Origin of the sequence: Streptomyces sp. NBC_01707 (assembly GCF_041438805.1) — a bacterium.
In the GTDB taxonomy this organism is placed as follows: Bacteria; Actinomycetota; Actinomycetes; order Streptomycetales; family Streptomycetaceae; genus Streptomyces.
On record NZ_CP109190.1, the window covers coordinates 58,881 to 75,886 of the forward strand.

General features: G+C 69.7%; 16 protein-coding genes. 7 read left to right on the top strand and 9 right to left on the bottom strand.

Features of this window, described 5'->3' with window-relative positions; genetic code table 11:
* Window positions 1–81 precede the first annotated feature (81 nt).
* Both OG963_RS00275 and OG963_RS00280 read right to left on the bottom strand, forming a co-directional pair.
* A complete protein-coding gene (locus OG963_RS00275; RefSeq protein ID WP_327425356.1) occupies window positions 82–1,443 on the bottom strand; it encodes an SWIM zinc finger family protein in 1,362 nt (453 codons plus the stop codon).
* On the bottom strand, window positions 1,440–4,301 hold the full coding sequence (locus OG963_RS00280; protein ID WP_327425750.1) for a DEAD/DEAH box helicase: 2,862 nt from the start codon (window positions 4,299–4,301) through the stop codon (window positions 1,440–1,442). Before OG963_RS00280 ends, OG963_RS00275 begins: the two co-directional genes overlap by 4 nt.
* Before the next feature lie 354 nt (window positions 4,302–4,655).
* Here OG963_RS00280 and OG963_RS00285 point away from each other — a divergent pair, with 354 nt between their 5' ends.
* From OG963_RS00285 to OG963_RS00295, 3 genes are all read left to right on the top strand, one after another.
* Window positions 4,656–5,435 (top strand): hypothetical protein, encoded by a 780-nt coding sequence (locus tag OG963_RS00285; RefSeq protein ID WP_327425357.1) that lies wholly within the window; start codon window positions 4,656–4,658, stop codon window positions 5,433–5,435.
* Window positions 5,436–5,502: 67 nt separating this feature from the next.
* Window positions 5,503–5,625 (top strand): hypothetical protein, encoded by a 123-nt coding sequence (locus OG963_RS00290; RefSeq protein WP_327425358.1) that lies wholly within the window; start codon window positions 5,503–5,505, stop codon window positions 5,623–5,625.
* Window positions 5,622–6,938: an AAA family ATPase gene (locus OG963_RS00295; protein WP_331762217.1), complete on the top strand. Its 1,317-nt coding sequence runs from the start codon at window positions 5,622–5,624 to the stop codon at window positions 6,936–6,938. The genes OG963_RS00290 and OG963_RS00295 overlap by 4 nt, the downstream gene beginning before the upstream one ends.
* A gap of 306 nt (window positions 6,939–7,244) precedes the next feature.
* On the opposite strand, the gene OG963_RS00300 is transcribed toward OG963_RS00295, so the two are convergent.
* Window positions 7,245–7,532 carry a hypothetical protein gene (locus OG963_RS00300; protein ID WP_371798142.1) on the bottom strand — a complete coding sequence of 96 codons (288 nt, stop codon included), beginning with the start codon at window positions 7,530–7,532 and terminating at the stop codon, window positions 7,245–7,247.
* A gap of 635 nt (window positions 7,533–8,167) precedes the next feature.
* Between OG963_RS00300 and OG963_RS00305 the strand changes: the two genes are divergently transcribed.
* Both OG963_RS00305 and OG963_RS00310 read left to right on the top strand, forming a co-directional pair.
* Window positions 8,168–8,680 (top strand): helicase associated domain-containing protein, encoded by a 513-nt coding sequence (locus OG963_RS00305; RefSeq protein ID WP_327425362.1) that lies wholly within the window; start codon window positions 8,168–8,170, stop codon window positions 8,678–8,680.
* Window positions 8,681–8,697: 17 nt separating this feature from the next.
* Window positions 8,698–8,868 carry a hypothetical protein gene (locus OG963_RS00310; RefSeq protein ID WP_327425751.1) on the top strand — a complete coding sequence of 57 codons (171 nt, stop codon included), beginning with the start codon at window positions 8,698–8,700 and terminating at the stop codon, window positions 8,866–8,868.
* Window positions 8,869–8,993: 125 nt separating this feature from the next.
* Here the strand turns inward: OG963_RS00310 and OG963_RS00315 are convergent, their stop codons facing one another.
* Window positions 8,994–11,714, bottom strand: a complete 2,721-nt coding sequence (locus tag OG963_RS00315; protein ID WP_327425363.1) for a tetratricopeptide repeat protein — start codon at window positions 11,712–11,714, stop codon at window positions 8,994–8,996.
* Between the two features lie 1,231 nt (window positions 11,715–12,945).
* Between OG963_RS00315 and OG963_RS00320 the strand changes: the two genes are divergently transcribed.
* Window positions 12,946–13,998, top strand: a complete 1,053-nt coding sequence (locus OG963_RS00320; protein ID WP_327425364.1) for a PP2C family protein-serine/threonine phosphatase — start codon at window positions 12,946–12,948, stop codon at window positions 13,996–13,998.
* A gap of 254 nt (window positions 13,999–14,252) precedes the next feature.
* On the opposite strand, the gene mihF is transcribed toward OG963_RS00320, so the two are convergent.
* From mihF to OG963_RS00345, 5 genes are all read right to left on the bottom strand, one after another.
* Window positions 14,253–14,567, bottom strand: a complete 315-nt coding sequence (mihF, locus tag OG963_RS00325) for an integration host factor, actinobacterial type (RefSeq protein ID WP_327425365.1) — start codon at window positions 14,565–14,567, stop codon at window positions 14,253–14,255.
* An 89-nt stretch (window positions 14,568–14,656) separates the two neighbouring features.
* Complete coding sequence (locus tag OG963_RS00330) at window positions 14,657–14,902, bottom strand: helix-turn-helix domain-containing protein (RefSeq protein WP_327425366.1); 246 nt, start codon at window positions 14,900–14,902, stop codon at window positions 14,657–14,659.
* Between the two features lie 82 nt (window positions 14,903–14,984).
* Window positions 14,985–15,362, bottom strand: a complete 378-nt coding sequence (locus OG963_RS00335; protein WP_327425367.1) for a hypothetical protein — start codon at window positions 15,360–15,362, stop codon at window positions 14,985–14,987.
* Complete coding sequence (locus OG963_RS00340; RefSeq protein ID WP_331740953.1) at window positions 15,359–15,871, bottom strand: hypothetical protein; 513 nt, start codon at window positions 15,869–15,871, stop codon at window positions 15,359–15,361. The genes OG963_RS00335 and OG963_RS00340 overlap by 4 nt, the downstream gene beginning before the upstream one ends.
* A gap of 171 nt (window positions 15,872–16,042) precedes the next feature.
* Entirely contained in the window at window positions 16,043–16,531 is a 489-nt protein-coding gene (locus tag OG963_RS00345) for a hypothetical protein (RefSeq protein ID WP_327425369.1), read from the bottom strand.
* A gap of 47 nt (window positions 16,532–16,578) precedes the next feature.
* On the opposite strand from OG963_RS00345, the gene OG963_RS00350 reads away from it, so the two are divergent.
* On the top strand, window positions 16,579–16,752 hold the full coding sequence (locus tag OG963_RS00350; protein WP_327425370.1) for a hypothetical protein: 174 nt from the start codon (window positions 16,579–16,581) through the stop codon (window positions 16,750–16,752).
* The last annotated feature ends 254 nt before the right edge of the window (window positions 16,753–17,006 follow it).

Genomic DNA, 17,006 nt, shown 5'->3' on the forward strand with positions numbered 1-17,006 from the left:
TCGTCGCGGAAAGCGAGACCGCCCCCGTCATGGTGAAGCTGGGCGTGCGGATCACGAACACCAAGACCCGCCGCGACAAGCTCACCGCGGAGCAGCGCGTCGCGCTCGCGGAGCTGGGCGTGGGGTGGGCGTGATGTCCGGGCTGGCGAGCAGCCCGGCCAGTACTGCTGTCACGTCCCGGTCTGCGGGACCGGCCGGCCACCAGCCGCCCTGTTCCTTGCGGTACGGGTACCAGCGTCCGTCGGTGCCCAGCCGTAGCTGGGCGTCGTGTCCGATCACCGTCAGCCGGTTGCGGGCGGTTCGCAGTCCTGGGGGCTGTTCGCCCTCCCACGCTTGCTTGATCGCCTCGCGGGCCAGGTTGAGTTGCGAGGGGTCCGGGTCCCACGCGTCGTCCAGGACCGGCAGGGCTGCGGCGCCGCCCTGCCGCCAGGCCCGTACCGCTCGTGTGAGCGCCTGGGGGGTGCGGCCTGCGTGCCCGCAGAGCCGGGCGAAAACTCCCGACGGGGGTGCGGCCGCCGCGAGGCGTACGAGATCCTCGGCCGCGGTGAGGTTGGCCGGGCCGGTGGGCTGGTGCGGGATGTCGTGGGACAGCGCGGCCTGGCGGAGCAGTCGTGCCGCGCGGGTGGCCGTGTCGGCCGCCAGGAACTGAAGGGCCGACGGGTCCAGTTCGGGTGCGGGGTCGCCCGCGGTCGCGAACGATGCCACCTGCGCTGGGCGGTCAGCCTCGGGTGGCGGGGCAGGCAGGGGTGCTATCCCTGCGCGGGCGGTGGCGAATACGTCGCGGGCGGGCACACCGAGCGGTCCGGCCGGGGCGAGGTCCTGCGGCGCGGTGTCCTCGGCCGCTGCCTGGACGGCGTTGCGCCGCTGGAGCTCGTTCATCAGTTCGCGCTCGCCGCGCCCACGCAGCAGGAGCAGGACGAACGGGTCGTGGTCGAGGAGGCGGGCCACCTGGTAGAAGACGGCGGCGGCGTGTTTGCAGGGGTAGCCCCAGTCGGGGCAGGAGCAGTTGGGGGTCAGTTCGCCTCGCCGGGGCAGCAGGCGGACGCCGGCCCGGGCGGCGTCGTCGACCAGGGTGGTGGGCATGTCCCGGTCGAGCAGGGCCGCGATATGCCCGGCCTGGCCGGCGGCGGTATCCAGCAGCAGTTCCCAGTCACGGGGGCTGAGTTGGGGGATGTCCATCGACGTCCGGTACGGCGCAGGGCGGCTGCCTTGGACACGGGCGGCCACCCGGCCCGGGGTGACGGTGATCTCACCGACGTTGCCGCCGCGCGCGTAGGTCCGTCCCCTCGCGAGACGCCCCGTCGCCAGGCGCTGCTTGCCTTCCAGTGCTTCCACCCACGCGTTGCCCCACCAGGATTCGGCGAAGGACCGCCGCCCCCGGGCCGCAGTCAGCGGTGGGAAGGTCCGGGTACGGCCGTCGTCAGCCTTCTTCGGGCGGCTCATCGGGAGCTCGTCTGAAGCTGGACGAGATCGGCGAGTTCGGCGTCGGTCAGCTCGGTGAACGCGGCTTCGCCGCCACTGAGTACGGATTGTGCGAGATCCTTCTTCCGCTTGAGCATCTCGGCGATGCGGTCCTCCACCGTGCCCTCCGCGATCATGCGGTGCACCTGTACCGGCTGGGTCTGCCCGATCCGGTAGGCCCGGTCGGTGGCCTGGTCCTCCACTGCAGGGTTCCACCAGCGGTCGAAGTGGATCACATGCCCGGCCCGGGTCAGGTTCAGGCCGGTCCCGGCCGCCTTGAGGGAGAGCAGGAAGACGGGAACCTGCCCGTCCTGGAAGCGCCGCACCATCTCCTCGCGCCGGCTGACCGAGGTACCGCCGTGCAGGAACTGGACGGGCACCGAGCGTGCTGTCAGGTGCGCCTCGATCAGCCGGGCCATCGCGGTGTATTGGGTGAAAACCAACACCGCACCGTCCTCGGACAGGATGGTGTCGAGCAGTTCGTCGAGCAGGTCGAGCTTCCCGGACCGGCCCGCGATCGTGCCGCCCTGTTCTTTGAGGTACTGCGCAGGGTGGTTGCAGATCTGCTTCAGAGCGGTCAGCAGCTTGACCACCAGGCCACGCCGGGCGAAGCCGTCCCTCTGACGGATCTCGGCGAGAGTCTCGCGGACCACCGCCTCGTACAGCGCGATCTGCTCCTTCGTCAGAGCGACCGCCCGGTCCGTCTCGGTCTTCGGCGGGAGCTCCGGAGCGATCCCCGGGTCGGCCTTCTTACGGCGCAGCAGAAACGGCCGGACCACCGCGGCGAGCCGGACGGCCGCCTGCGGATCCTCACCGCTCTCCGCGCCCCGGGCGTAGCGGTCGCGGAAAGCCTTGAGCGGGCCCAGCAGGCCCGGGGTGGTCCAGTCCAGCAGTGCCCACAGTTCGGAGAGGTTGTTCTCCACCGGTGTGCCGGTCAGAGCGACCCTGGCCTGGGTGGGGAGGGTGCGCAGCGCCTTGGCGGTGGCGGAGAAGGGGTTCTTCACGTGCTGGGCCTCATCCGCGACCACCAGGCCCCAGGCGCCCACCGCGGTCAGTTGCGCGGTGTGCAGGCGCATCGTCGCGTAGGTGGTGAGGACGAACTCGCCCGGCACCAAATCTTCCAGGCTGCGGGCCGGGCCGTGAAAGCGGCGCACGGACGTGCCTGGAGCGAACCGCTCGATCTCCCGGCTCCAGTTGCCGAGCAGCGAGGTCGGACAGACCACCAGGGTCGGGCCCGCGAGTGCCGGAATGTTCTGCCGGTGCAGGTGCAGGGCGATCAAAGTGATGGTCTTGCCCAGGCCCATGTCGTCGGCGAGGCAGCCGCCGAGTCCAAGCTCGGTCATCTGATGAAGCCAGGCCAGACCGCGCAGCTGATAGTCCCGCAGGGTCGCCCTCAGCGCGGCGGGCTGCGCCAGCGGTGCCCGGCGGGCCGTGGCCTCGGGGTCCGCGAGCCGTTCTTTCAGTTCGGTCAGCCAGCCGCCGGCCGTGACCTCCACCCACTGGCCGCCGACCTCCACGCTGCCGCCAAGGACCGTGCCCAGTGCCTGGACAGGGGTAAGTTGGCGGTCTTGGCGGTCCCTGGCCCGGGCCAGCACTTCCGGGTCGATCAGCACCCACTGGTCACGCAGCCGCACCACGGGCCGCTGAGCCTCGGCCAACTGGTCCAGCTCGGCGTCGTCCAGCTCGCGGCCACCGACGGTGAGCTGCCAGCGGAAGGTGAGCAACGTATCGGCACCAAGCACGGACGGCTGGTCAGAGCCGGCCCTCTCGGCCGGCTCGACCACCGCGCGGGCGAGGAGTTCGCGGGCCAGCTCCTTCGGCCAGTGCACCTGGATCCCCGCGGCAGCCAGAGGGGCAGCGGTTTCCCCGAGCAGCTCGGACACCTCGGTGTCCGAGAGCTCCAGCTCGGCGGGAGCGACGGCGGTGAGCAACCGGCCCAGCGGCGGCCAGGCCCTCGCGGCCCGGCGCAGCGTCAGCAAAGTGTCGATCTTCGTACGCGGACCGAAAACGCCGCTGGCGGCCGACCGGCCCGACCAGATGTCCGCGGCGTCCGCCACCACGGTGGCGTCACCGAGGCTGTGCAGCTGGACGACAGCCCGGAAGGGACTGCCCCCGTCTTCGTCCTCCCAGGCGCCCGGATCGTCGATGTCGTCCCGGTCGCGGGCGGGCAGGCCGGGGAGCTCCAGCCGCAGGGAGACTCGTACCCCCGCATCCAGCCCGGCGGCGACCTCCGCCGCCCAGCCGCGCTGGTGGGGAACCGGCTGCGGCGCCTGAGCGGTCCAGGCCGTGGCGCCGGCGGCCGCCGGTGCGGCGGGCGTACGGGGCAGCGCATCGGCCACCGCGTCCAGGAAGGCCCGCAACAGCGGCTCGGCCTCGGGCAGGCGAACCGGCGCCGGTCCGGCCAGCGGCACCGCCCGGGCCTCGGGCGGCATCGCAGCAGCCAACTCCCGCACCCGCGCCACGTCCTGCTGGTCGTACGGCCCGATACGCCAGGCGTCGAAACCACCGGGGCTGACACCGGGCAAGAGTCTGCCACGGGCGAGGAGTTGCAGAGCAAGCACACTCGCCGCGCCCCAGAACGCGGCGGCCCGGTCCGCTCCCGGCACACCGCGCATCCGGCCAAGGGCGGGCAGGGCCTGGGAGACCGGCACGATCGTGGCGTCGACATCACGGCGCCGCACAGAAACACCATGCGGCCTCACCACGGTCAGCCGGCCGGTCACCGCGGGCGGAGCTTGGCCGTCGGTACGCCAGAACGCCACCCGGCCAAGCCGGGGCGGGTCAGCGGGCAGGAAAACAGCAGCGCAGGCAGCCAGCTCCCCGAGCCGGGCCGGGTCCATGACAGCCGGTGCCGAGGTGGAAATCTCATCGTCGTCAGTCTCGATGACATCAGGGCCGGTCGCCACGGAGGTGAGCTGCTTTCGATCCGAAATTGCGCGGCAGGTATCAAGCCGCCCATCGAGCGTAACCGAGCCGGGCACCGAGCCGCTGCTGAACTCCGCTCCCCGGCCAGGGAGCCAGGGAACGGGAGTTCAGCAATGCCGCGCGCGGGGTGTCAGGGGCGGCGTAGTGGATGGCGACAACTGCTGTCAGCCGTATGCCGATACTGGTCAGCTGAGTGCCGAAGACCTGGCACACCTAAAGACTCGGGCGGCAAAACGTGCTGTCCGTCTCGATTGTCGACACCCAGGGGCATGCACCCGGCGAGGGCAGCTGCCGAGGACGAAAGCGGCCCGTCGGCGGTGTTCTGGCCCCAGACCGGGCGGGCGGCAGCGATGCCCCGGCTGCTGGACCTCGACGAACGCGGGGAACTGACCGCTGCGCATGTACGTCTGGTCGCCCAGGCGTTGGGGAAATCGGAGCGGACCGTGTGGCGGTGGCTGGCCGCCGCGCTTCAAGATCAGCGCTTCGCTCGGGTAGAGGCGTCGCGCTTCACAATCACGGCGGAGATCCGGCGGCTGCTGGCGCTGTGGGGCGGTAACGCCTCCCGGGTCCACGCCGAGCTGATGCAGCGAGCGGCCGAGGATCCGGACGCGCCGGCGGTGCCGTCCCTGTCGACGCTGCACCGGGCGATCCGCCGGGACCTGACCCGCGGAGAGCGGGCCGGACTGAAAAGCGGAGAGGCCGCGCGGCGCGCGCACGACGTGTTCGGGCAGCGGCCACCGACGCACCGCAACGCCGTATGGGAAGGCGACCACAAGCACGTGCCCGTCGAGGTCAACGTCGAGGGTGAACTGGCCACGCCGTGGGTGACCTGGTTCATCGACTGCGCCACCAAAGCGATCACCGGGGTCGCGGTCACCGCGCACGCGCCGAGCCGCGACGCGGTGCTGGCCTCCTTACGGATCGCGATCACCCGCAGCGAGCCGTTCGGCCCGTGGGCGGGCTGCCCGGTCAGATCCGGGTGGATCGGGGCAAGGAGTTCTTGTGCGCGACGGTCACCGCGGCGATGGGCGCGCTCGCCGTCCCCGTGACTGACCTGCCCGCCTACGCCCCGCATCTCAAGGGCACCATCGAGGCGCTGAACGAACGGTCGAGGAGATGTTCCTCGTCTCACTCCCCCGCTACACCGGCCGCCAGAATCTCACCGGCGGCCGGCTCGCCGACCCCGAGGCCCCGCCCTTGACGTACGAGGCGTTCGTGGTGCTGCTGCTGGTTGGGTGACCTGGTGGAACACCCGTCATCACCCGTCCGCGTTGAACGGGAAAACCCCCGTCGAGGCGTGGCAGGCCGACGCGACGCCGCTGACGGATGTGTCCACCGCGCAACTGGCGACGTTCGCGCTGGAGGACGACGGCCGTACGTACACGATCACCACCAGCGGAGTGCGGTGGCGCCGCCGCGACTACCTCGCCCCCTGGATGAACGGCCGCACCGGCACCAAAGTCTCGGTACGCCACCTCCGCCACCACGACGACACCATCGAACTCTTCGACGCCACCACCGGCCACCACCTCGGGTCGGCGTTCCTGGCCGCCGCGGCAAGCCGGGAACAGATCCGCTCCGTCCAGGCCGCACGCACCGCGGCCGCCCGGCGGCTCAAGGCCGATCTGAAGGCCGCGGAGAAGCTGCGCCGCCAGCGCTTCGAAGCCTCCAAGGCCTCTCACTTCTTCGACCTCCGCGCAGGCCAAAGAGGAACTGGGCGCGGCAGCGCAGACGGACCGCCGCGCGCTGGCCCGTCCCGATCTCGGAACAAGCTGATGATCGCTGATCTGGACTACGGGCTGCTGCCCGACGAGAGCGAAGACCACTTCCTCGGCCTGGAGCAGGCACAGCTGGTCGGCACCGACACGCTGCTGACCACCCGGGACAACATCGAGGCCGTCATCGAGGCAAAGGCCATGATGTGCGTCTACGGACCGGCCGGATCCGGGAAGACGATGTCGGTGAACTCCGCGCTGCGCCACCTCGCCCCGGACATCACCCACCGCCTGGAACTACGGGCCGGACCCACCCCCAGGGACATCCGCCACGGTCTCTTCCAGGCGCTGGGGCTGCCGGGTGAGCCGCCGGCCCGCCCGATCGAATTCGACACCCTCCTCAAGGAGGCACTCGCCGAGGAGTTCCGGGTCCTGGTCTGTGACGAGGCGCAGTGGATGAAGAAGACCGGGTTCGAGTTCTGGCGCCACCTGTGGGACGACAAACGCACCAACATCGCAGTGATCTTCGCCGGAGGCGACGGCTGCTACAAGGTCCTGCGACGCGAACCCATGCTGGCTACCAGGATCTTCATCTGGCAGGAATTCACCCGCATGTCCAAAGACGAGGTACGGACCACGATCCCCGCCTTCCACCCCGTCTGGACGGACGTGGACACCGCGTTGATCGACGCGATCGACAAGCAGGCCGCCCACGGAAGCTTCCGCAACTGGGCCAACATCACCACCCACGTCCTCGCCGGTATGAAGAAACTCAACCTCAAGCAGGTCGACGAAAACCTCGTGCGCTGGGTCTACAGCAAGATCGGCGGCATGTAGTGACCGCCGGCGGCCCTCCCCCGGTCACCGTCCTCATCGACAAGACCGACCACCCCGACTGGACAGCCACCGCACACGCCGCACACGACCCGGCCCTGGGACGTCTGACCATCGACCCCAGTCCCGCCAACGGCGCACCCGCCGCCCTCGCCCACGACCTCCTCTACGCCCTGGGCAAACGCCTCCCCCAAGGCGGAGAAATCTACGGAACCTGGGCCGACTCCCAACGCCCCGCATGGGGCGCAGCCTGCGCCTGGGTACTCGCCCACCACATCGGACACCTGATCGTCTGCCGCACCGACCGCCTCACCGGCCGCCCGCCAAAGACAACTCCTCGCCATGCGCGAGCGGTGCGGTATCCGCCTCACTCTCCTGTGGCACCGGCCTGTCAGCCCCGAGGTGAAGACGCTCCTCGAGCAGACCCCGTACCAGATCATCGACCGTCTCCCCCAGGCCCGGGTCGACTTGGGCCTGGGCGCGTACACGCCGACGGGTGAGGGGATAAAGCAGCATCAGCCACGGCAACCGTCGCGCCAGCAGGATGACAGTCAATGGATCGCCCTTCGGCCGCCTTCCGCCGGCGTCGTCGTGCACCGCCCCGCACGGGCCCCGTGCCAGGGCGCATCAGAGGCCGCCCCCACAAGCCCACCGTCAACGCACCGCCATGACCGCACCTCTCGCAGCGCGGAAGTCCTCTCCGCCCGCCTCGGCACGGTCGCGCACCCCCTGCACGCCGCGGCCCTGACCATCCACGCCGTCACCGCAGCTGACCTCAACCAGCTCTCGCTCATCCGCGGCATCGACATCAACGAGGCCGCGACCGTCGTCAAAGTCCACGGCAGTGCGGCCCAGGACCCGCCCCCTGATACACGCCGCCCGCATCCACGGACAACTCAACGACCGCGCCCCCGAAAACCCACTCCTCCCCCTCATCGCCGTCCGACAGGGGCACCAACTCCACCGCTCCGCGGCAGGAATCCGCTACACCCTGGCCCCCACCCCGTAAAGACCGACCGGCTCCGGTCCCTCACCCCACACACACCTCACCAGCAGAAACGCCTTCCAGGCCATACCGATCTGCAACCGAATGACCTGCACATCGTCAAAAACGTCAGCACTGAACCGGCATCCGTGTCACCACTCGAAACCCGACTCACATCCCGCTGAACAGCACAAACCCGATGACAACCACACTGACAAAACCATGCCGAACCAACACTGACAAAAAGTTGCAGATCATCACAGCGTTCGCCGAAAACCTCGCCGCAGCCCGCGCGTACTACGCACAGGCCGGCACCCTGGCCGCCCCTCGGCACGCGACCGCCCTCGACAGGCCGGTGGGGCAATGGCTCACCAACCTCCGACGCCCCGGCGGACTCGGCAAAGACCCCGAACGCGCAGCACGACGCGCCCAGCAACTCGCCGCCATCGACCCCGACTGGAACCCCGGACAACTCGGCTGGACCGTCGACTGGCAACGCCACTACACCGGCCTGACCGCGCTCCTCGCGGGCGGTGCCGGCCTCGAGGAGATCGTGCCCGGCGTCACCCACCGGGGCGATGACATCGGGCGCTGGCTCGCACGGCAAGCCCGCGACTGGGCGCAACTCAACCCGGAGCAGCAACACCGCTTGGGAGAGGCGGGCGTGAAACCGGCCGTACGGCCCCACAAGGCCACAGCACGAACCAACACGAAGACTGTGGGGCAGCGAAGGCCTCCGACGCGTTCCAGCGGGGCGTAGCAGCCCTCCAGCAATACATTGCGCGAGAGGGGAAGCACGTGGTTGGCAGGCAGCACGTCGAAGAACGCCCCGACGGCACCCCCGTACGCCTGGGCGTATTTCTCAGCAACCAGAAAAACCGCCGCGACCGGCTCAGTGAACAGCAGCTCGCGGCCCTCGCCAACCTCGGATACGACTGGGCAGCGTAGGGCCCATAGCGCGATGGCGGAGCAGCACCCGTAGAAGGCGGGGGTGAGGGCGTAGACGTTGCGGGTGCGGTAGGCGCCCGCCGCCTGCCTACTCTGGCGTCCTGTCGCCTTTCACGCGAGTCAACTCAGCCTCGCGCGGAGTCCAAGTTCTCGCGAACCAGAGCCGACAACTGATGTGAGCTCCCAAGTACTCGATCGCAGACCACCAGTACCTCCTCCCACATGAGGATGGCCCGGCCCGGATCGCCCGACTTCATATACGCGTAGGCCAGGTTGTTGCGGGAGGACAGGGTGTCCGGATGGTCGCCTCCAAAGACACGCTCGCGGTCGGCGAGCGTTCGCTCAAGCAGCGTAATCGCCCGCTTGAGGTCGTCGGCCTCGAAGTACGCAATAGCCAGGGCGTTACGGGAGACTAGGGTGTCCGGGTGTCCGTCCCCTCGAATGCGCTGGTAGCTGGCAAGCGTCCGCTCGTGTAGCAGGATCGCCCGCGCCGGATCGCCCGCCCTCGAATACGCGTTGGCCAGGTTGAAGCGGGCGTCCAGGGTGGCCCGGTGGTCGCCTCCAAGGACGCGCTCATAGTCTGCAACGGCTCGCTCAAACAGCGGCATCGCCCGCTCCCGATCGCCCGCCGCTTCGTACGCAATAGCCAGACCGTGGCGGGCGTCCAAGGTATTCGGGTGGTCGTCTCCAAGGACGCGCTCACGGTCTGCAACCGCCCGCTCGAACAGCGGAATCGCCCGCTCCCGATCGCCCGCCCCCGAATACGCATCAGCCAGGTCGTAGCGGGCGTCCAGGGTGGCCCGGTGGTCGCCTCCAAGGACGCGCTCATAGTCTGCAACGGCTCGCTCAAACAGCGGCATCGCCCGCTCCCGATCGCCCGCCGCTTCGTACGCAATAGCCAGACCGTGGCGGGCGTCCAAGGTATTCGGGTGGTCGTCTCCAAGGACGCGCTCACGGTCTGCAACCGCCCGCTCGAACAGCGGAATCGCCCGCTCCCGATCGCCCGCCCTCGAATACGCGTTGGCCAGGTTGAAGCGGGACTGCAGTGTGTCCGGGTGGTCAGCTCCGAGCACGCGTTCGCGGTGGGCGAGCGTCCGCTCGAACAGCGGGATCGCCCGCTCCAGGTCTTCGGCCTCGTAGCACGCGATGGCCAGGTTATTGCGGGAGGACAGGGTGTCCGGATGGTCGCCTCCAAGGACACGCTCGCGGTCGGCAAGCGTCCGCTCGTGCAGTTGGATCGCCCTGTCCAGGTGCCCGGAGTCTGCGTACGCGATAGCCAGGCCGTTACGGGAGGCCAGGGTGTCCGGGTGGTCATCTCCAAGGACACGCTCGCGGTCGGCAAGCGTCCGCTCGTGCAGCAGAGTCGCCCGCTCCAAGTCCCCGGCCCGGAGAAACGTGGTGGCCCTAGCGCTCTGGGACTTCAGTGTGTCCGGATGGTCCCGGCCCAGTACCTGGGCGTTGCCGGCGTGGGCGCGTGCGAGGTAGGCGATGGCGGGTGCGAAGGCCCCTTGCTCTCGCTGATAGTCACCTGCCAGGAACAGGAGTCGGGTGGTGTCGGTGGTGTCGAGTTGGGGTGCGCTGCTGCTCGCCAGTGCGCCAACGTGTGGGAGGAGTTCCCGGCAGCGTGGCCAGTTCGTCGGCACCCCCGTCTCATCTGGAAATACCGTGAGGAGTTGGCGGGTGGCCTGTTCGCGGGCGGTAGTCGTGGTGTCGGTTTGTGGGGTGCGGGCGAGGGCTTGGACGAGGCGGTGGACGGAGAGCGTTCCGTCCGGATTGTCGGTGATCATGCTGTAGGCGATGAGTCGGCCGATCGCGGTCGTGAGCGCCGGTGGTGGAGCGAGTCCGTCGAGGAGGGTGCGCGGGATGTGGTCGGGGGCGTACCAGGCGAGAAGGCGGAGGATTTGTTCGGCGATGGGGGTGGTGGTAAGGCGGTGGAGGGTGAGGTGCCAGATGCGTGCGACGGTGCGCTCGGCGTCGGTGCCCGCCGCACTCTCGGCGAGCATCTCGGCTGGCCACTGGCGGAGCATGTCCAGATAGCGCTGCGGGGTGGTGCCAGTTTCGTGGCAGTACGCGGCGGCTTGTTCGACGGCGATCGCGAGGTGGCCGAGGTCGGCGCACAGGTCAGGGGTCCCTTCGGTGTCGCGGGGGCCGTCGTGGGTGAGGATGCGGGTGAAGAGGTCGACGGCTTCGGTGGGGGTGAAGACGTCGAGGCGGATGGTGGCGGTGTGCAGGTGCCACCCCGTCGCCATGCGGGTTGTGATCAGGACCCGGCCGCGGGTAGTGAGCCGGTTGAGGAGCGGCTGTACGTCGGCGGGGGCGTCGACGTTGTCCAGGATCAGCAGCCAGTCGTCGTGACCTGCGAGCCAGGCCACCGCTCTTTCCTTCTGCAGTTCGGTGGGAAGGGAGGCGAGGCCGGGTTGGAGGGCGCGGGCGAGTTCGGCGAGGCTGGCGTCGATGGCGGCCGGGCTGTCGGCAGTGATCCACCAGCGCACTGGTGCGGTGGCCCGGTGCGCTGCCCAGTGGGCGGCGAGCGTGGACTTCCCGACCCCGCCCAGACCACTCACCGCCCGCAGCACCACCCCGCCCGGGTTCGTGAACGCCTCGTCCAGCAAGTCGAGGTGGCTGGTCCGGCCGATGAACAGATCGGTGCGCGGGATGTTCAACACCGGGCTCTTGGCGGCGTCGTCGGGTATCGGCCCGTACGCCTCGGCTGGCAGCGCGTTCTCGGCGTACACGGCCACCGAGTTCACCAGATCACGGCCCGCCGCGTTTGCCCCCTGGGACGCGGACACCTCCGGCGCGGCCGGCGTATCGTCCTGCTTGTCGCGGAGGCGTTTGCCCTTCACCGGCTGTGCTGCGCGGTCGAGCCTTCGATGTCTCCGCCTGCCGCATTCGACCCGCCCGACGCGTGAACCCCTGGGCCAGCCGGCCCCGCGACCGGAGCTGTGGTCGGGGCGGCGGTGTCCCGGGCGTGCACGTTACGGGCGCTCCCGCCAGCCGCGTTCGATCCACCCTCCGCACGAACCGACGGCGGCGGGACAGGTGTCGGGGCTGGTGGCGGCGGAGTTGAGGTCCTGAGCTGCCGCAACGCGACACCCAGCGCGGCGATACCCGCCACCGTGCCGACCACACCGGCAACCTGACTCGACCGCTCCAGATCCGCCGCTGTCACCCACACCAGCAGGCCCACCGCTGCACCGGCCCCGACCACTGCCAGCACCCACCAACACGCTCTCAACCAAATCCCCATGACCCCATTCTCCCGTCACTCACACGATCCGTGCCGCTTGTTTCGGCAATCGTTCGGTGACGGCGTGTCCGGCCCGGGGATCACACCAGGCGCCCTGCTCCGGGACGCCCAAGTGCTGGCCGATCCCCCTGGGGCTCCAGGAGGTGCTGGCATCGCTTCGCGCGGGCGTACACGCAGCCCAGCAAGGCGGCCAGCTCCGTCATCGTCTCCCGGGTGCGCTCGTCCAGATCCGGATCCCGCGAGCTGCGATGGGTCCTCGACCTCGAGGCGCCACACCACCCACCCGAAGTCCTTGAAGTCCTTCACGCGCCCCGTGTGACCCCCGCTGTATTTGGCCACGTCCCGCTCCCCTGCTTCGCCCAGCTCCGAGTCCAGTACATCAAGGCCCACCAGGCGGGCGGGAACGTTCGGCGGCACCTGGCCCGGACGAGCGACACACGGGCCCGGCTGAACCCGGCGCACCGGTTCAGTCGGTGTCAGGGTCGTATCCGAGGTTCTGAAGGAGATGGCGGCGTTCGTCTTCCTCTCGCTCAAGGAGTGCCGCCAGGACGCGTACGTCTCGGTGCGAGGTGTTGCGGCCTTGAGGACGGCGGCGAGGACGTCGGGCGGCAGGGCCTCGGGCCTGGGTGGTGGAAGCGCGAGTGGAGCATTGAGCTGCACCGGGGCAGGCTGAATGCATGCGGTCACTCTTCCGCTCATCGCCTCGGCCAGGAGCGGACGGCTATGGCGGGGTTCTCTTCACGCTCGCGCGGTGTGTGCCCTTTGCGCTCGCTCTGCTCGTTTTGGGGATTGAGCTGTCGCCGGGGCACTTTCTGTACACCGGCCCTGTGCTGACTGCGACGCCGGCGCTGGCCGCGGTGACGATGGGCCCCAAGGGCACCCTCTCGGCGGCCGTCCTCGCACTGGCTGTCAGCGTGACCACCGCTACGTACAACCACGCATGGAGCAGCCAGCAGGTCTACACCAACTTCCTGGCCATTTTGGTGGTGTCCGTGGCCAGTGTCATGACCAGCAGGGCCATCGCCTCGCGCAGGAGGATCGAGCTGGATCAGGTCCGCCGGATCGCGGTGGCGGCGCAGGAGGTCATCCTGCGGCCTGTCCCTGCGCAGCTAGGGCCGGTGCGGGCGGCGAGCCTGTGTCTGGCGGCTGAGACCGGAGCACAGGTCGGCGGTGATCTGTACGAGGCCGTTCAGACCCGGCACGGCGTCCGGATGATCGTGGGAGACGTACGCGGCAAGGGGCTGAATGCCATGCGCGCGGTCGCGGTGGCGCTGGGCGCCTTCCGGGAGGCCGTGCACTACGAGGAGGACCCGGTGGAGGTGATGAACCACTGCGCGGCTGCACTGCAGCGGGAGGCCGCCGTGCCGGGTGCATTCGACCAGGAAGCCCTGATGGAGGGATTCACCACCGCGCTCATGGCCCAGGTGCTGCCGGACGAACCCGTGGTGCGGCTGGTCAACCGCGGCCATCCGCCACCGCTGGTCCTGCACCAGGGCAGGGTCCGTGCCCTGGAGCCCAACTGCCCGCTGCCGCCCTTCGGCCTGGAAGACCTCGTCACGGGTGCTCCCGTCAAAGCCGAAAGCTATCCGTTTCTGCCGGGTGACCGTCTTCTGCTCTACACCGACGGCGTGATCGAAGCCCGCAACCGGGACAACAGCTTCTTTCCCCTGACGGAAGCCATGGAAGGCATGCATGCCACCACCCCCCAGGAGATCCTGGAACGCCTGCACCGGCAATTGCTCCACCACACCGGGGGCCGCTTGGCAGACGATGTGGCGATGATCCTCGTCGAACGGCTCAGCGAAGAAACCGAGGCGCCGGCAAGCCGGTCGGCGGCAGACCAGTCGACGAGCGGGAACGTAGGACACCGTCGTCGCTAACGTCGCGTCCTGGCCGCCGGGGCTGGGCAAGCCTGCCGCACGGTGAGCTTGCCCAGGGCCCTCTTGGGCTGCCCGGCACTCGTGACCGGTCATATGTCTGCGGCCGTGACCGGTGACCGGCCGTGTGACCGATCCGATCGCAGCCATCGGCCAAACCGCACGTCAGCGGCGTGACCGATCCATGCAACCCGGGAGTCCGGATCGGCGCGGTGATCCCACCGCCGGGGCCCGCTTGTTCGGCAGCGACGCTCCGGTCAGCGCTGGTGCGGGAAGAGCTCCAGGAGCTTGGCGCGCTGGCGGGCGCCGAGGCCCCGGACGCGCCGACGGTCGGAGATGCCGAGCTCAGCCATGAGCTGGTCGGCGCGGATCTTGCCAATGTTGGGCAGTCCTTCCAGCAGGCGCTTGGCGAACATCTTCCCGACGGTTTGGTCGTCGCGCTCCAGCACCTCTCGCAGGGAGAGGCGGCCGTGCTTGAGCGCGTCGAGCAGTTCACTGCGTTCGCGGCGGACCGCGACCGCCTTCCGGAGATTTTCTGCACGGGTCTCGGCGGACAGGGCGGGCAGGGGCATGGGTGCGGTCCTCTCCTCGTACGGCTTACGCCTGTCATCATGACGCGCCCGCAGGCGCGGTGACCAGCAGGTTCGCTCTCCTGGGGCCGTCAGGAGCTGGGCTTGTTGCGGGTGGCTCCGCCGCGCCCGCGCAGAGTGACGCCGGCCTCGCTGAGCATCCGGTGGACGAACCCGTACGAACGCCCGTGCGCGTCGGCGATCGCGCGGATGGACGCGCCGCCCTCGTACTCCTTCTTCAGATCGCCCGCGAGCGTCTCGCGCGCCGTGCCGGTGATCCGCTTGCCCTTGTCCACGATTTCGTCTCCTTCGCCGCTTCGGTCCGCAGTGGTGATCATCGCGCATCGGCTCGGCGCCCCGCGGCGAACCGGCACATCAGGCGGTCTTTACCCGGGAGCGTCCGTGATGCGGCGCATCGGCTCAGTCGGCGTCAGGGCCGTATCCGAGGCTCTCAAGGAGACGGCGGCGCTCTTCTTCCTCGCGCTCAAGGAGTGCCGCCAGGGCGCGGATGTCTCGGTGGGAGGTGATCGCGGCTTTCAGCACGGCGGCGAGGACGTCGGGCGGCAGGGCCTCGGCCTGGGTGGTGGAGGTGCCGCTGAACGAGCGGTGATCACTTGCCTTCGGCGGCGCGGTAGGCAGCTGGTAGTGGGCGATCTGCTGCTCGGTCACCGCCAGGCGCTCGAAGACGACCTCCGTTCCCGGGGCGTCCACGGCAGCGAACGCGGTGACATCCTCGGCCAGCGCGGAGAACAGGTGGACCCCGCTCTGGTCCCAGTCGGAGACGACGAAAACCCTCACCGCGCGATGCCGGTCAGCAGCCGCACGCAGCGCTGCTCCCCGCTTCGCCGGCAGCCCGTTGAAGCCGCTGCCCGAATACACCGGCACGCCGTACAGTCGGCGACCGCGCCAAGCTGGGGAACCATCCCGGCTGTCTCGCAGACGATCTCAAGCCGCACCGGCTGGCCGGCCTGCCGGTCCAGCCGGTAGTCCAGCGCCGCCCGACGCAGCCCGGCCCTAAAGCCGTCGGGCCCCTCGTATGCGACGGGTTCAGCGCGGATCCCGGTGTCATCGCGCAGGGTCTCCCACGGTATACGGCCAGAGCGGCGGGCCTCCACCGTCTGCTTGTAGGTGCGCTCTTCCTTGACCAGCACCCCGTCGGAGATCAGCGAGTACCAGACCTGCCGGATCGTGAGCGGCAGCTGAGCGGCGTAGCGCTCCAGAACCCGGTCCACAGCCGTCAGCAGCTCGCACGTGCGGGCGCGGGGCTTCCACCGCGGCTGATATCCACGGGGCCGCCGGTTCGGCATGACAGCGCCTCCCGATCACGGTTAGGACGCCTCGACGTCCCTTTCCAGGATCCCGCCGCGGACCATGCTTCGGCAACGGGCCGGCGCAGCGCCCTGGCCGTCGGCCTCCGGGGCTGGGCAAGCCTCCCGCACGATGAGCTTGCCCAGGGCCCCCCTGGGCTTGGTCGGCGTCTACCGGTCAACGGTGCGGGCGCGGAGCCGGGCAAGAACGCCGTTGTTGCGTGCGGCTTCCTCGGCAACCTGGTGCTCGCGTTCGGCTTCGCGGCGGATGTGCTCGCAGGCCGGGCACAGACCGCCCTCGATGGGGCGGTACCCGTCCGGGCCCACAGTGCCCGGCTCGACATCGCTCTCGCAGGACGGACACTCCCAAGTCGCTTCCCACCGGGCCAGTTCTTCGCGCCGCCGCTGGTCCTCCACGGCACGGGCCGCTTCCTCCTCCTGGCGGCGCTGTTCCCACCGTGCGTGGTACTCGTCCTTGGTGCCGGTGTTCGCCAGCGCGTCAGTGATCGGCTGCCAGTCGCTGTGCCCGAACCGCCACCACACGGGTCCGTGCGGGCCGTGGGTACGCAGCTGGTCGAGGTGGGTCGCGATGAGCTCGCAGCCCTTGCCGCCCTCGGATACGACTGGGCAGCCTGATAAGCAGACCAGATGTGTGGCCACAGACGCCTACCGTGGTGGCCGCGGGGCAGCTATTCCGCATCCCACTGGTGCGCGCAATCGCCTCGCCATTCCAGTCGGCGTGGATCGTCCAGGACGCTTTCCGGATCGGCTACTCCGGCGGCCTCCACGAACACGATGAGGTCGTGGTCGGAGTGCGCCAGACCAAGGATCCTCTCGCGGCCATGGCGGCGCAGCATCACAAGCCGGCCGCCAGACGCTGACAGCCGGTGCACAACCACCAGCGCACCCTCCACAGCAACAAGACTCCCCCACAGGGAACCACCCGACCAGCCAGGGCCCGGCAGGGCACTCGGGCGGGCGCGTCTCCCTCGTGCTTCTCGCGCCCCCTGTCCGTCCGCGCCCTCGGAGGCTGGCTGCGTCGGCCCCGGGTACTGGTGACGGCGACCTGCCCGGAGCACCTGTGGTGCCTATCGTGAAGGCACATGATCCGCATGGCGTCGTGGGCAGGGGCATC